Raw genomic sequence first — 12,651 nt, forward strand, 5'->3', positions numbered from 1 at the left:
ATGATGTTCATCGAAAGCGTTTTTTTATTTCCAGAAAATGTAAGCGTTGACGGGCCAGAGAGGGTGTAACAGTATTTGCTGCACGCAGCAGGTTGTTCAAACAAAGGATCATTGTGTGAATACGTTAGTGAAGAACGCATGGAGCTCAGCCGGTATGATTTTTGGCGCGTTAGCACTGATTATCAGCCTTATTCATTTCTCAACTGGGCCTTACTCGGCATCGCCTTCGCTCGAAAGTGTCGTCGCCAGACACGTCAGCGAGATTAAAAAAGGTGTTATCGACGGATTGAAAGGTAAAGCTCCTTCCTCAGGTGAATCCGCAAGAAAAATAAACATCGATCAAATACTGACTACTGTTGTGCTTAGCTTCGCTACGGCGGCCTTACTCCTGGCCTTTGTTGGCGGGATGCGTAAAGAGAACAAATGGAGTGTGAGGGGCGCGTTGATTTTTGGCTGCGCTACGCTCGCATTCCATGCGATTTTGCTGGGCATGGCATTGGCTTCCGCGATAATCCTGCTACTTATCCTGTTGTCATTGATATCTGGTTTTTTCGGATGAAGAAGTGTGTCGGGCATCAGGGAATAACGCTGCAGGAATAAAACCTGCTCGATAGGAAATTCATTTTTCTTAAAACTGAACCAGAGTTTCAAAAAATTTTGATATCCGATAGACGCCGCTCCAGCCAATCTTGTATGGTAGAGCCCAAACATTGACAGCCGGATGTGAGTCGGGCTGATGCAACTAAGGAAACGTGATGAAGAACTGGAAAACCACTGCTGAACAGATCATGACGACGGGCCCGGTTGTGCCGGTGATCGTGGTGAATAAATTGGAACACGCCGTGCCGATGGCCAAAGCGCTGGTGGCTGGTGGTGTGCGCGTACTGGAAGTGACGCTGCGTACGCCGGTCGCGATGGATGCGCTGCGTGCGATGATCAAAGAAGTGCCAGAAGCGATTGTCGGCGCGGGCACAGTGATCAACACCCAGCAGCTGAAAGAGGTGACTGACGCCGGTGCGCAGTTCGTGATCAGCCCAGGTTTGACCGAGCCGTTGCTGAAAGCCGCAGTTGAAGGTCCGGTGCCACTGATTCCGGGCATCAGTACCGTTTCTGAACTGATGCTGGGTATGGATTATGGCCTGCGTGAGTTTAAGTTCTTCCCGGCTGAGGCGAATGGGGGTGTTAAAGCGCTGTCAGCGATTGGTGGTCCGTTCCCGCAGGTGCGTTTCTGCCCAACCGGCGGTATTTCACCCGCCAACTATCGTGACTACCTGGCGCTGAAAAGCGTGCTCTGTATTGGTGGTTCGTGGTTGGTGCCGAATGATGCGCTGGAAAGCGGGGATTGGGATCGCATTACGCGTCTGGCTCGCGAAGCCGTTGAAGGCGCGAAATAACGCATTTGCAGATTTAATCGAGCACGCAACATTGGAACTGAAAGGGCGGCCTGTTGGCCGCCCTTTTACGCTGTCTCAATAGACGAATAGCAGCCGAGGGGATTAGCCCTCAACTTTCACGGCTGCGGCGCTTGCTACGGCACGCGCAATCGCCTCGTCGGTATTGTCACCGGTTGCCAGTGCTACGCCGAGGCGACGCTGACCGGCAATTTCCGGCTTGCCGAACAGGCGCAGTTGCAGACCGGCACCCAATGCCGCTTCGATGTTCACGAACTGCACATTGTTGCTGTCCAGCTGTGGCAGAATCACCGCCGAAGCCGCCGGGCCATACTGGCGAATGCCGCCGATTGGCAAGCCGAGGAACGCACGCACATGCAGAGCAAACTCGGACAGATCCTGAGAAATCAGCGTTACCATGCCGGTATCGTGTGGGCGTGGCGAGACTTCGCTAAACACCACCTCATCACCGCAGACAAACAGCTCAACGCCAAACAGACCGTATCCACCTAATGCTTTCACCACTTTTGCGGCGATATCCTGAGCGCGTTGCAGCGCCAGGTCGGTCATCTGTTGTGGCTGCCAGGATTCACGGTAATCGCCATCTTCCTGACGATGGCCAATCGGTGCGCAGAAATGGATGCCATCCACTGCGCTGATGGTCAGCAGGGTGATTTCAAAATCAAATTTCACCACGCCTTCGACGATCACGCGACCGGCACCGGCACGACCGCCTTGCTGTGCGTAATCCCAGGCTTTATCCAACTGGCTCGCTTCGCGGATGAAGCTCTGACCTTTGCCCGATGAACTCATCACCGGTTTAACGATGCACGGGAAGCCAATTTCATTGGCGGCCGCTACGAAATTCTCTTTGCTGTCAGCGAACTGATAGGTTGAAGTCGGTAACGACAGCTCTTCTGCCGCCAGACGGCGAATACCTTCGCGGTTCATGGTCAGGCGCGCAGCACGCGCGGTAGGCACCACTTTCTGGCCTTGTGCTTCCAGTTCCAGCAGTTTTTCAGTGGCAATAGCTTCAATTTCTGGCACCACAAAGTGCGGCTTTTCCTGCGCGATTAACGCAGCCAGCGCATCACCGTCCAGCATATTGATCACATGGCTACGGTGTGCAACGTGCATCGCAGGGGCATCGGCATAACGATCCACGGCAATCACTTCCACACCCAGACGCTGACACTCCAGCGCCACTTCTTTGCCCAATTCGCCTGAACCTAACAGCATCACACGCGTTGCGGCAGGGCGCAGCGCGGTTCCGAGAGTCGTCATAATTTCACCTTAGCAGTCAAAATGCGCGCGCAGTATATACGAAAACGTTTGCGTACTCACGCATTCGCCTTCATCAGGTTTGCCATACTTTTCCCGCTCTGACGTTACCTGACACTCGCTACGGCAGCATGGAACGCGGAAACTTAAACAGGAGTTAAACGATGAGCAATTGGTTGCAGCAAATCCAGTCGGTGCTGACGAAGAAGGGCAGCGACGGCAAAGCCGGTGGTTTGAGCGATATGCTGGCACCCGGCGCGCTGGGTGGGTTAGCGGGATTGCTGGTGGCCAGCAAGTCTACACGAAGCCTGTTGACCAAATATGGCGGCAAAGCCTTGCTGGTCGGCGGCGGTGCGGCAGCGGGTGCCGTGCTGTGGAATAAATACAAACAGCGTGTGCGTGAAACGCATCAGGATGAGCCGGGATTTGGTCAATTGCAGACGCCTGTGGATCAGCGCGCTGAACGTCTGGTGACGGCGTTAGTATTCGCCGCCAAAAGCGATGGTCATATTGACGATCGTGAACGCGCCGCCATTGAGCAGAATATCCATCAGGCGGGTTATGGTTCACAGGCGGAAACGCTGATACAGCAAGCGATGAACCGTCCGCTCGATCCACAGTGGCTGGCAGCAGATGTGAAAAACGAAGAAGAGGCGCTAGAGCTCTATTTCCTGAGTTGCGCCGCTATCGATGTGGATCACTTTATGGAGCGCAGCTATCTCTCTGCACTGGGCGATGCCCTGAAGATCCCACAGGATGTGCGCGACGGTATTCAGCGCGATATTCAGGCGGAGAAAGCCGCATAATTGAACGGAGGGCCTGGTCATGGGGCCCTTCACTGTACTTACTGTGCGCTGCTGCTTGGCTTCCCGCGTGATAAGTGCCACGCTTGCTGAATGTTGTCTTTCAGGGAAAGGAGCCAGAATGAACCAGCCGCAAGCGAAGAAAATCCCCCACGTCATGAACCTGCACGGTGAATCGCGTACCGATAACTATTATTGGCTGCGCGATGACGAGCGTGAAAACCCAGAGATTCTGGCACATCTGCACGCCGAGAATGCTTACGGTAAAGCGATGATGGCGTCACAGGACCCACTGCAGGAGCGGGTATTAAAAGAGATTGTCGACCGCATCCCGCCACAGGACCACTCCGTCCCCTATGTAAAAAACGGCTATCGCTATCAAAGCCGCTACGAGGTGGGCAACGAATATCCGCTCTATTTTCGTCAGTCGGTGAACGCACCAGCGGATGAACCCTGGCAACTGCTGATCGACGGTAACCAGCGTGCCTCCCACAGCGATTTCTACACCATGGGCGCACTGGCCATTTCTCCTGATAACCAGGTGATGGCGCTGGCGGAAGATTTTCTGTCGCGTCGTCAATATGGCATCCGTTTCCGTAACCTCGAGAGTGGTAGCTGGTATCCGGAAGTGCTGAGCAATGCCTCTTCCAGCGTGGCGTGGGCCAATGATTCGCGCACGCTGTACTACGTGCGCAAGCACCCGAAAACGCTACTCGCGTACCAGGTGTGGCGTCATGAGTTGGGCCATCCGCAATCAGACGATCAGCTGGTGTATGAAGAGCAGGATGAAAGCTTCCATCTCAGTGTGCATAAAACCACCTCCGAGCACTTCATCCTGATTGCGATGTACAGCACCACCACCAGCGAGATCCAGCTGATTGATGCCGAGTACCCGGATGCGCAGCCGCAGGTGTTCTGCCCGCGTCGCCGCGATCATGAATACAGCATCGATCACTACAATCATCAGTTCTATATTCGCTCAAATCGCGACGGCAAAAACTTTGGCTTGTATCGCAGCGCGTGGCTGGCCGAGAACCGCTGGCAGGCGTTGATTCCGGCCCGCGATAACGTGGTGCTGGAGGATTTCCAGCTGTTCCGGCATTGGCTGGTGGTGGAAGAGCGCCAGCGCGGCGTTAACACGCTGCGGCAGATCAACTGGGAAAGCGGAGAAAGCATCGGGATCGCCTTTGACGATCCGGCTTATGTCACCTGGCTGGCCTACAATCCCACCCCGGAAAGTGACACGCTGCGTTATGGCTACTCATCCATGACCACGCCGACCACGCTGTTTGAACTCAATATGGAGACGGGCGATCGCCGTGTGTTGAAACAGACGCCCGTGCCGGGCTTCCACTCAGAGGACTACAAAAGCGAACATCACTGGATCACGGTGCGTGATGGCACCGAAGTGCCGGTATCGCTGGTCTATCACCGCAAGCATTTCAAACCGGGCAGTAATCCCCTGCTGGCATACGGCTATGGCGCTTACGGCAGTAGTATGGATGCCAGTTTTGGCACCAGCCGCATCAGCCTGCTGGAGCGCGGCTTTGTCTACGCGATTATCCATGTGCGCGGCGGTGGCGAGCTGGGGCAGCAGTGGTATGACGATGGTCGCCTGAAGAATAAGATGAACAGCTTTACCGACTTCATTGATGTGACGCAGGCGCTGGTGGCGAAAGGCTACGGCAATCCGCAGCAGCTGTATGCGATGGGCGGCAGTGCGGGCGGCTTATTGATGGGCGGTGTGATTAACCTAGCCCCCGAACTGTTCCATGGTGTCGTGGCGCAAGTGCCGTTTGTCGATGTGGTAACGACGATGCTGGACCCATCGATCCCGCTGACCACCGGCGAATATGACGAGTGGGGCAACCCGGAGCAAGAAGAGTTTTACCACATCATTCGTCAGTACAGCCCGTATGACAACATCGAAGCGAAAGCCTATCCGCATCTGTTAGTGACGACAGGATTGCACGATTCCCAGGTGCAGTATTGGGAACCGGCGAAGTGGGTAGCAAAACTGCGTGAGCTGAAAACCAACGATACGTTGCTGCTGCTGTGTACCGAGATGGATTCCGGTCACGGCGGTAAATCGGGGCGTTTTAAAGCGTATGAAGGCGTCGCGCAGGAGTTTACCTTCCTGATCGGTCTGGCGCAGGGCAGCTTGCCAGACCGCGTCGATTATTGATCGACCTTCACGTACTTGCGCAGCGCCTGCCGTAACGGTGGGCGCAAATCGCGCACATTTTCCAGCACCCAGCGCAAGTACCCGGGATCTTTACGCGCAATGCTGCCAATGCTTTGCCCACGATATTTACCAAACGGGAATACATCACCGCTAACTTCTGCGGGCTGACAGCGGGCGACCATATCACTGACGCTCCAGCCGGAGGTCTCCATGATGCGGATCAGCAGCGCAGCGGTGACATAGCAGTCATACAACGCACGGTGCGCATGCAGTTCAGCAGGTGGCGTGACGTCCAGCTTCAGGCTGTGACGCAGTGCCTGATTGCCGTATTTAATGCCCGGCCACAGCTGGCGTGCCAGCGTCATGGTGCAAATCCATTCACCGGGCATAATGGGCAGCATACGACGATCGAAACTGGCATTGTGCGCGACATAATGTGGGCTGCCATGATAGCGACCAATCGCTTCTTCAATGGTCGGCTTATCGGCGACCATTGCTTCCGTAATACGATGCACCGCCATGGCCTGACGGCTGATAGGGCGGTCCGGGCAAATCAAATCGCTCATCGGATTGACGATCTGTCCGTCGATCACATCCACCGACGCGACTTCGACCACGCCGCCTTGCAAGCCACAGGTTTCGGTATCGATAACGCGTAACATAGGTTAATTACTTCTGTTTGGGTTCGTAGGGCAGGCGAGAGAGGCTGAGCGATGTCTGGCGATAGCTCATCAAACGCTGGCGGAACCACTCGCGCAGGGCTTCCGGTTGCTCGCGCTCAACCATTTCCGCGATCACGGGCATGTTGTAGCGCTCTTTAAAGGCCACACCTGCGGCGGCCAGATCGACATTCACTTTGTCTTTCTCTTCCTGCGACAACAGGGCAAGGTTTTGGCTCATGCATTTCTCCTGATAAACAGGGGCAAAAGTAATGGTTTCCCCTTTACGGATCAAGGAAATTGGATCGCACCGCAAGTCTCGACACGTCTTTGCCAGCGGCGTATCCTGCTGCCACGTTTGCGGCAGAGCGCCGCATGGCAAAGGGAAGAAGTGATGAAGAAAACTGCGTTAAACCCGATTATGGCGCTGTTGCTGGCGTCATCCACGTTGGTCTTCAGTCAATTTGCACTGGCACATGCTCACCTGAAAACGCCGGTTCCCGCCGATAAAGCGGTGATCGACAGCTCGCCACAAAATCTTACGCTGACCTTCACTGAAGATGTTGAGCCTGCCTTCAGTGGTGTTGAGGTGCTCAATGCCCAGAATCAGCCGATGGCCGTGGAAAAAGCCAAACTCAACGACAAGCAGCATGATCAGTTGATCGTACCGATCAGCAAACCACTGCCGTCAGGTCACTATCAGGTGAACTGGCATGTGTTGTCCGTTGATGGTCACAAAACCAAGGGAAGTTACGCGTTCAGCGTGAAGTAATCGATGAGCCTGAGCACGTTGTGGATTGGTCTGCGCGTCCTGCATTTTATTGCGGTGTTATTGCTGGCTGGCAGCGCGTTCTATACGGCTCTGCTGGCGCCACGGCGTTATCGCCCGGTGCTGGCGCAACGTCTGCACTCAATTTTAGTGACGACAGCGCTAGCGAGTTTGCTCAGCGCGGTATTCATGCTGGCCACGCAAACCGGTCTGATGAGCGGCGACTGGCGCAATGTTGCTGACGTGGAAACCTGGCAAGCGGTATTAGCCACGCGCTTCGGCGCGGTGTGGCGTTGGGAGCTGGGGTTCGCACTGCTCAGCACGCTGGCCTTGCTGCTGCGTGGCACACTGCGCCAGCAGCTCTTGCTGATCAGTGGCCTGTTGCAGTTGGTGGCGCTGGCAGGCGTCGGGCACGCTGCGATGCGCGATGGTTTACCCGGCTTATTGCAGCAGAGCAATCACGCGCTGCATTTGATTGCTGCTGCGTTCTGGACCGGCGGCTTACTGCCTTTGTTATTGCTGATGCGTGAAGCCCGTCAGATTACGTATCGCACCGATGCGATTCGCTGCATGATGCGCTTTTCGCGTTATGGGCATCTGGCTGTCGCACTGGCGTTGCTCACCGGGATGATCAACAGCCTGATGATTGGCGGCACGCCGCTCAATTGGGGTGCCACGCTGTGGGGTGCGATGCTGGTGGTTAAAGTGATGCTGGTGATGATGATGGTGGGCATTGCGCTGATCAATCGCTATATTCTGGTGCCACGTTTTCGCGTCGCGGGCAGCCACGCGCCGCAGCAGTTTATTCGCCTGACGCAGCTTGAGCTGCTGCTGGCCATTGTTGTTGTCGGATTGGTTAGCGTGTTTGCCACGCTGTCACCGGCCTGAATTGTAATGAATGAAAAATGAGGTCGATATTTTGCTGAAGAAATTGATTCCAGCCTGCATTCTGATGGCGCTGTGCAGCCAGGCGATGGCGGCACAGATTATTACCGTCAGCCGCTTTGAAATTGGCAAGGACAAATGGCCCTTCACCCGCGAAGAGGTGATGCTGACCTGTGAGAAAGATGGCGCGCTGTTTGCCATCAATCCGAGCACCTTGCTGCAATATCCGCTGAATGATAAAGCCCATGCACGCGCTGACGCGGGTAAAGGCACTCAGCAATCCATCGATACCATCGTGGCGGAAGACAAAGCGCATCCAGGCCAGAAAATGAGCCTGCAACCGATCGTTGATCGTGCGCAACAGCTGTGCGGTAAGTAATCCCTGCAAAATTCGGGCGTAGCGCACAGTTTTGCCGCTACGCTTGCTTTTCCGATGTGCCAGCACGATCACAGAGTTGGCAGCTTCCTGCCCGCATCGTGACGGTTGGCTGGAAAATAACCACCCTTGGACTACCTTTAAATGGCAAGGCGAACTCGCCTTCAAAAATGCCAACTTTTAGCGCACGGCTCTCAAAGAGCCATTTCCCTGGACCCGATACAGGAATCGTATTGGGTCTTTTTTTGTTCTATTGAGTTTTATGATTAAAATTTATTTTCACCCAGATTTCCCGAAATTTGTCCGAAATCTTTATATCCGAATCAAATTCCTACCCCGCAATCCTTACCCAGCCTTTGCACAAAATAACCGCAATTCCCCCAGCTAATCCGCCAATCGCGCCACGCTTCACGTGCTACATTTCCTCTCAGCCACACGCCAACCCTGCCAGCCAAAACGAGAGTCATGCGATGTTTAAACCTGCTGTCCTGTTCACCACCCTACTGCTGCTCAGTGGCTGCGCGCTGAAGCAATACCCGCAATCACCCAAAGTCAGTGATGAAGAAGCGCAAACCTACAACTGCGCAGCACTGGATCAAGAGATCGCGAAATCCCACAGCGTCCAGCAGCAAATCGACAAAACCGGCGAGTTCGATGCGCTCACGGTGATTGGTTTTATCGGCGATTTCGGTATTGGCAACGGTATCGCCAAGGCCAGCGCTAACAAGCATGCGACTGCGCGGTTGAATCAGCTGGAACAATTAAAAACGGTGCGTTGCGGGCATCCAACGGCGTAATAGATCCATGCCAGCACGAAAGATGCGGACATTTAACAGCAGCCAGATAGCGTGAAAAATGGTATAAGAGTGCGCACTGTTTGTATTGCCGATTAATAAGGATCCTTCATGGCAAATGCGCAATATCTTCTCTGGGTAATGATTGGCACCTTAACGCTGCTGAGTCTCTTTATTGGTGTTGTCGTCGGGCGGACGAAAACCCCGCGTGTAGGCTTTGCGACCTTCGCCGGATTGTGGGTATTCTTCTTGCTGGCGATATTCTTCCTCTCGCGCTAGAGAACACCGTTTGCCACACGGCTTGTGTGGCAAATCAGTTGGTTAAGCAGTGTGGTGTAAAGCGGAACGATGCTGAGCAATTAGCGTGTCAGCCAGGTGACGATCTTCTTCATGTTGCGACACGTAATATTCATAAGGGTCGCGCACGCCAAGGCTATCAATATAATCCAGGTGAGCTTGTTTAACTTCCCGATTAATATATTGCACCACCTCTAATCCCAATTCATCCGCATATACTGGCGCTTTGCTTTTAATGTCGCGAATCAATTCCGCATTATTTTGCATGAAAAGCTCCAGATCGATTTTGTAATAGTCTTTCATTGCTCACTCCTTAAGAAAATACTGTCCTTTAAGTCTGGCACACGCTGTTAATTGCGTGTGGCTTAAGATGCCAGCCATGCCGCAACGCCGCCATGACGCGAGCAGGTGCCGCGATGATGGGTGCTAAAACTGTATGAACCATCGCGGCAACGGGCCGTTGCGCCTTCGGGGACGTCATTATTTTGCGTATGCGCGGGACGATGGATCGACTGTCCTTCGCTGTTGATGTAACTGCCTTGCTCGATCAGTTCAACGTGCCTTTTGGCGTGTGTGGGCATGCTGACCAGTAACAGCATCAGTGTGATTGCAGAAAGCCTCTTCATGATCTCTTTGCTGTGGAAAGGGGGTAGGAGGTTATCGGCAGCAAGGATAAAAGCTTAAATCACCATCACTAATGTAAGCGAAGCGTAAAAATCAATGATGAGAATGATAGTTAATATCATTTAACTTGTTCGGAATTGTCTGGATTGATAAAGTAGCCGCCGTCCCGCACAGAGCTAAAGCCTTAAATGAGCGCCGGAGATAAGCGCCGGACGGGACTTTCATCAGGGCTGCAGGACGCAGCCGCTGTTGAAACTTCTGAGATGACCAAATCCTTCAGCCCACAAACAGCAGATGCACCAATCGCGCCAGCGATTCCAGCAGCAACAGGCTGCCGAGAAATATAAACACCAGTACACCGATAAATTGTTTACGGCTGCTCACGCTGCTCCCTCCCCTGGCTTCATCTCACCGGACTATACTTTATGCCGGGTTCACTAAACTTCCAGTCAACCGGGGAAGATTACATGTTTTACCAGACGGTGAGTGCCAAAACGTGGCGTAACATTTGGGTGGTGGGTGATTTGCATGGTTGCCGCGCTCAACTGGATTCGCAACTGATTCTGCATGACTTCGATAAAGAGCGAGACCTGTTGCTGTCAGTGGGGGATTTAATCGATCGCGGGCCCGACAGCCCCGGCTGCTTGCAACTGTTGCAGGAGCCATGGTTTCGCTGCGTGCGTGGTAATCACGAACAGATGGCATTGTCGGCACTGGAAGGGCAGGATCCGATGCTGTGGATGATGAACGGCGGTGACTGGTTCTGGCAGTTAAAAGGCGCGGATTTAATTGCGGCACGTCATGCGCTTAAACGCTGTGCCGATCTCCCGCTGATTTTGCATCTGGAGTTAGCTGATCGCGTGGTGGTGATCGCCCATGCCGACTATCCAGCCAGCCATTATGAGTTGGGTCAGGACGTGGACTGGCATCAGGTGGTGTGGAGCCGCGATCGTCTCGGCCGCCATCATCGTGGCGCTTCAGCCAGTATTGACGGTGCGAGCGATTTCTATTTCGGCCACACGCCGCTGGAACAGCCGCTCAATGTAGCGAACCAGCATTACATCGACACCGGCGCAGTGTTCGGTAATCGCTTAACGCTGGTTCAGCTTCAATAGAGTTAACGGAACAAACGCCCGTCGCGCACCAGTTCGCGTGGGTAGCTGTTTTTGATGCGGTTACTGACTTTCTTGGCTAATCCCAATGGCTGTTGCTGATAGGTGACGATCACTTCATCGCGAGCCGGTGCGGTTTCAGGGTGAATATCCTGGCCGCGATACCAGCTTTCTGCTTCCGTTTCCGTCAATTCGAAATCCAGTGCGCTGCCAGGTTTTGTCAGGGCAACCACGGCTTCATGCTGCCAGCGATAGCCTTTCGGGAAAGTCTCTGCCAGCTTGAGGCCAATGCGTGAGAACCGCACTCTGCCGAGCCAGTTTTCCAGCGCAGCCGGGAATAGCCACAGTTCTTTATCACGCTGCCACAGCGAGTGATGCTCATCCCACTCGATACCCACCTTAGCTGCCGCCTGTTGCACTTCAGCAACCAGCTTGCGGCTGGCCGGCGAGAAGGGCAATTTACCCACTTTATAGGTGGGCGCGGGCAGCGCCGGGATGCTGGCCGTTTTCCGCAGGCGTGCGACAAAGAAGCCTTCACTGTCGAAAATCTGTGGGAAGACATGCAGGAAGCCTTCCGGCGTCAATGCACGCTCGGCACCGTCAAACAGGTCGCCCAATGGCACGATTTCAACTGCATCGGGATAGCGCTGCTGCAACCAGGCGATGACCTGTTGGTTCTCAATCTGGTTCAGCGTGCAGGTGGAGTAGATCAACGTGCCGCCAGGTTGTAATGCATGGAATGCACTGTCGATCAGGTCACGCTGGGTTGCGGCAATCTCTTCAGTGCTGGCCAGCGTCCAGTTACGCAGGGCGTCGGCATCTTTGCGCACCACGCCTTCGCCGGAGCAGGGTGCATCCAGCAGGATGGCATCAAACTGTTCAGGAAGGGCGGCGCCAAACACGCGGCCATCAAAGTGCGTTAATGCCACGTTACTGACGCCACAACGGCTGATATTGGCATGCAGCACTTTTACTCGACTGGCAGAATATTCATTGGCGAGGATCGCACCTTCGTTGCGCATCAACGCTGCCATTTGCGTGGTTTTGGAACCGGGTGCCGCAGCGACATCCATCACCTTACGTGCTTCCGGCGCGGCATCAAATAACGCGGTCACCGGCAGCATTGAACTGGCTTCCTGAATGTAAAACAAACCACTCAGGTGCTCAGCCACACTGCCCAGCGGCAATGTCTCATCTTCCCGCTCGATCCAGAATCCTTCGGCGCACCAGGGAACCGGAGTTAAGCGCCAGCCATAGTGCGCGGTGCGTGCTAAAAACGCCTCCACGCTGATTTTCAACATATTGACGCGCAGGCTACGGCGCAGCGGCTGTTGGCTAATCGCCAGGAAACGCTGCAGTTCATTTTCGTCAGCCAGGCTGGTGCGCATCAGCGCAAGGAAATCTTCAGGAAAGCGATCGGACACGGACATTTACCGGGGTATCAAATTTAGCGCGAAGTGTAACACGTGCAAATA

The 12,651-nt window shown here is 54.3% G+C and carries 16 protein-coding genes; 10 read left to right on the forward strand and 6 right to left on the reverse strand.

The window, feature by feature from the left end:
* Nucleotides 1-115: 115 nt before the first annotated feature.
* Together ACCW76_RS08945 and ACCW76_RS08950 are read left to right on the forward strand one after the other, a co-directional pair.
* Nucleotides 116-559 (forward strand): hypothetical protein, encoded by a 444-nt coding sequence (locus tag ACCW76_RS08945; protein WP_436338358.1) that lies wholly within the window; start codon nt 116-118, stop codon nt 557-559.
* A gap of 196 nt (nt 560-755) precedes the next feature.
* Nucleotides 756-1,394, forward strand: coding sequence for a bifunctional 4-hydroxy-2-oxoglutarate aldolase/2-dehydro-3-deoxy-phosphogluconate aldolase (locus ACCW76_RS08950; RefSeq protein ID WP_034828669.1), 639 nt, complete (start codon nt 756-758; stop codon nt 1,392-1,394).
* A gap of 102 nt (nt 1,395-1,496) precedes the next feature.
* Here the strand turns inward: ACCW76_RS08950 and purT are convergent, their stop codons facing one another.
* Nucleotides 1,497-2,675, reverse strand: a complete 1,179-nt coding sequence (gene purT / locus ACCW76_RS08955; RefSeq protein WP_436338359.1) for a formate-dependent phosphoribosylglycinamide formyltransferase — start codon at nt 2,673-2,675, stop codon at nt 1,497-1,499.
* 161 nt (nt 2,676-2,836) lie between these two features.
* Between purT and ACCW76_RS08960 the strand changes: the two genes are divergently transcribed.
* Together ACCW76_RS08960 and ACCW76_RS08965 are read left to right on the forward strand one after the other, a co-directional pair.
* Complete coding sequence (locus ACCW76_RS08960; protein ID WP_436338360.1) at nt 2,837-3,478, forward strand: tellurite resistance TerB family protein; 642 nt, start codon at nt 2,837-2,839, stop codon at nt 3,476-3,478.
* Between the two features lie 118 nt (nt 3,479-3,596).
* Nucleotides 3,597-5,660, forward strand: a complete 2,064-nt coding sequence (locus ACCW76_RS08965; RefSeq protein WP_038646531.1) for a prolyl oligopeptidase family serine peptidase — start codon at nt 3,597-3,599, stop codon at nt 5,658-5,660.
* Here the strand turns inward: ACCW76_RS08965 and exoX are convergent.
* Together exoX and ACCW76_RS08975 are read right to left on the reverse strand one after the other, a co-directional pair.
* Entirely contained in the window at nt 5,654-6,322 is a 669-nt protein-coding gene (gene exoX / locus ACCW76_RS08970) for an exodeoxyribonuclease X (protein ID WP_436338361.1), read from the reverse strand. The two genes, ACCW76_RS08965 and exoX, sit on opposite strands and share 7 nt — an antisense overlap.
* Before the next feature lie 7 nt (nt 6,323-6,329).
* The gene (locus ACCW76_RS08975; protein ID WP_038646535.1) at nt 6,330-6,560 is read right to left on the reverse strand and encodes a DNA polymerase III subunit theta; all 231 of its coding nucleotides are present in this window, start codon (nt 6,558-6,560) and stop codon (nt 6,330-6,332) included.
* A 153-nt stretch (nt 6,561-6,713) separates the two neighbouring features.
* Between ACCW76_RS08975 and copC the strand changes: the two genes are divergently transcribed.
* The 5 genes from copC (at nt 6,714) to ACCW76_RS09000 (ending at nt 9,422) form a co-directional block, all read left to right on the forward strand.
* Nucleotides 6,714-7,091, forward strand: a complete 378-nt coding sequence (gene copC / locus ACCW76_RS08980; RefSeq protein ID WP_038646537.1) for a copper homeostasis periplasmic binding protein CopC — start codon at nt 6,714-6,716, stop codon at nt 7,089-7,091.
* 3 nt (nt 7,092-7,094) lie between these two features.
* The gene (gene copD, locus ACCW76_RS08985) at nt 7,095-7,976 is read left to right on the forward strand and encodes a copper homeostasis membrane protein CopD (protein WP_436338362.1); all 882 of its coding nucleotides are present in this window, start codon (nt 7,095-7,097) and stop codon (nt 7,974-7,976) included.
* Between the two features lie 28 nt (nt 7,977-8,004).
* The gene (locus tag ACCW76_RS08990; RefSeq protein ID WP_045833103.1) at nt 8,005-8,352 is read left to right on the forward strand and encodes a YebY family protein; all 348 of its coding nucleotides are present in this window, start codon (nt 8,005-8,007) and stop codon (nt 8,350-8,352) included.
* Nucleotides 8,353-8,819: 467 nt separating this feature from the next.
* A complete protein-coding gene (locus tag ACCW76_RS08995; protein WP_436338363.1) occupies nt 8,820-9,146 on the forward strand; it encodes a hypothetical protein in 327 nt (108 codons plus the stop codon).
* 108 nt (nt 9,147-9,254) lie between these two features.
* Entirely contained in the window at nt 9,255-9,422 is a 168-nt protein-coding gene (locus tag ACCW76_RS09000) for a hypothetical protein (protein WP_167540447.1), read from the forward strand.
* A gap of 42 nt (nt 9,423-9,464) precedes the next feature.
* Here the strand turns inward: ACCW76_RS09000 and ACCW76_RS09005 are convergent, their stop codons facing one another.
* Both ACCW76_RS09005 and ACCW76_RS09010 read right to left on the reverse strand, forming a co-directional pair.
* Nucleotides 9,465-9,743, reverse strand: a complete 279-nt coding sequence (locus ACCW76_RS09005) for a hypothetical protein (RefSeq protein WP_436338364.1) — start codon at nt 9,741-9,743, stop codon at nt 9,465-9,467.
* Between the two features lie 62 nt (nt 9,744-9,805).
* On the reverse strand, nt 9,806-10,066 hold the full coding sequence (locus ACCW76_RS09010) for a DUF3761 domain-containing protein (RefSeq protein WP_052696604.1): 261 nt from the start codon (nt 10,064-10,066) through the stop codon (nt 9,806-9,808).
* Between the two features lie 465 nt (nt 10,067-10,531).
* Between ACCW76_RS09010 and ACCW76_RS09015 the strand changes: the two genes are divergently transcribed.
* Nucleotides 10,532-11,179: a metallophosphoesterase gene (locus ACCW76_RS09015; RefSeq protein WP_034828689.1), complete on the forward strand. Its 648-nt coding sequence runs from the start codon at nt 10,532-10,534 to the stop codon at nt 11,177-11,179.
* Between the two features lie 2 nt (nt 11,180-11,181).
* Here the strand turns inward: ACCW76_RS09015 and rsmF are convergent, their stop codons facing one another.
* Complete coding sequence (gene rsmF, locus ACCW76_RS09020) at nt 11,182-12,606, reverse strand: 16S rRNA (cytosine(1407)-C(5))-methyltransferase RsmF (RefSeq protein ID WP_436338365.1); 1,425 nt, start codon at nt 12,604-12,606, stop codon at nt 11,182-11,184.
* Between the last annotated feature and the right edge of the window lie 45 nt (nt 12,607-12,651).

The organism is Pantoea sp. C8B4 (genome assembly GCF_051336905.1).
GTDB classification, from domain to species: Bacteria; Pseudomonadota; Gammaproteobacteria; order Enterobacterales; family Enterobacteriaceae; genus Pantoea; species Pantoea rwandensis_B.

What these genes read in the sequence shown, in the direction of transcription:
- ACCW76_RS08950 (WP_034828669.1), top strand. Translation starts at nt 756, where the DNA reads ATGAAGAACTGGAAAACCACTGCTGAACAGATCATGACGACGGGCCCG.
- purT (WP_436338359.1), bottom strand. Translation starts at nt 2,675, where the DNA reads ATGACGACTCTCGGAACCGCGCTGCGCCCTGCCGCAACGCGTGTGATG.
- ACCW76_RS08960 (WP_436338360.1), top strand. Translation starts at nt 2,837, where the DNA reads ATGAGCAATTGGTTGCAGCAAATCCAGTCGGTGCTGACGAAGAAGGGC.
- ACCW76_RS08965 (WP_038646531.1), top strand. Translation starts at nt 3,597, where the DNA reads ATGAACCAGCCGCAAGCGAAGAAAATCCCCCACGTCATGAACCTGCAC.
- exoX (WP_436338361.1), bottom strand. Translation starts at nt 6,322, where the DNA reads ATGTTACGCGTTATCGATACCGAAACCTGTGGCTTGCAAGGCGGCGTG.
- ACCW76_RS08975 (WP_038646535.1), bottom strand. Translation starts at nt 6,560, where the DNA reads ATGAGCCAAAACCTTGCCCTGTTGTCGCAGGAAGAGAAAGACAAAGTG.
- copC (WP_038646537.1), top strand. Translation starts at nt 6,714, where the DNA reads ATGAAGAAAACTGCGTTAAACCCGATTATGGCGCTGTTGCTGGCGTCA.
- copD (WP_436338362.1), top strand. Translation starts at nt 7,095, where the DNA reads ATGAGCCTGAGCACGTTGTGGATTGGTCTGCGCGTCCTGCATTTTATT.
- ACCW76_RS08995 (WP_436338363.1), top strand. Translation starts at nt 8,820, where the DNA reads ATGTTTAAACCTGCTGTCCTGTTCACCACCCTACTGCTGCTCAGTGGC.
- ACCW76_RS09000 (WP_167540447.1), top strand. Translation starts at nt 9,255, where the DNA reads ATGGCAAATGCGCAATATCTTCTCTGGGTAATGATTGGCACCTTAACG.
- ACCW76_RS09005 (WP_436338364.1), bottom strand. Translation starts at nt 9,743, where the DNA reads ATGAAAGACTATTACAAAATCGATCTGGAGCTTTTCATGCAAAATAAT.
- ACCW76_RS09010 (WP_052696604.1), bottom strand. Translation starts at nt 10,066, where the DNA reads ATGAAGAGGCTTTCTGCAATCACACTGATGCTGTTACTGGTCAGCATG.
- ACCW76_RS09015 (WP_034828689.1), top strand. Translation starts at nt 10,532, where the DNA reads ATGTTTTACCAGACGGTGAGTGCCAAAACGTGGCGTAACATTTGGGTG.
- rsmF (WP_436338365.1), bottom strand. Translation starts at nt 12,606, where the DNA reads ATGTCCGTGTCCGATCGCTTTCCTGAAGATTTCCTTGCGCTGATGCGC.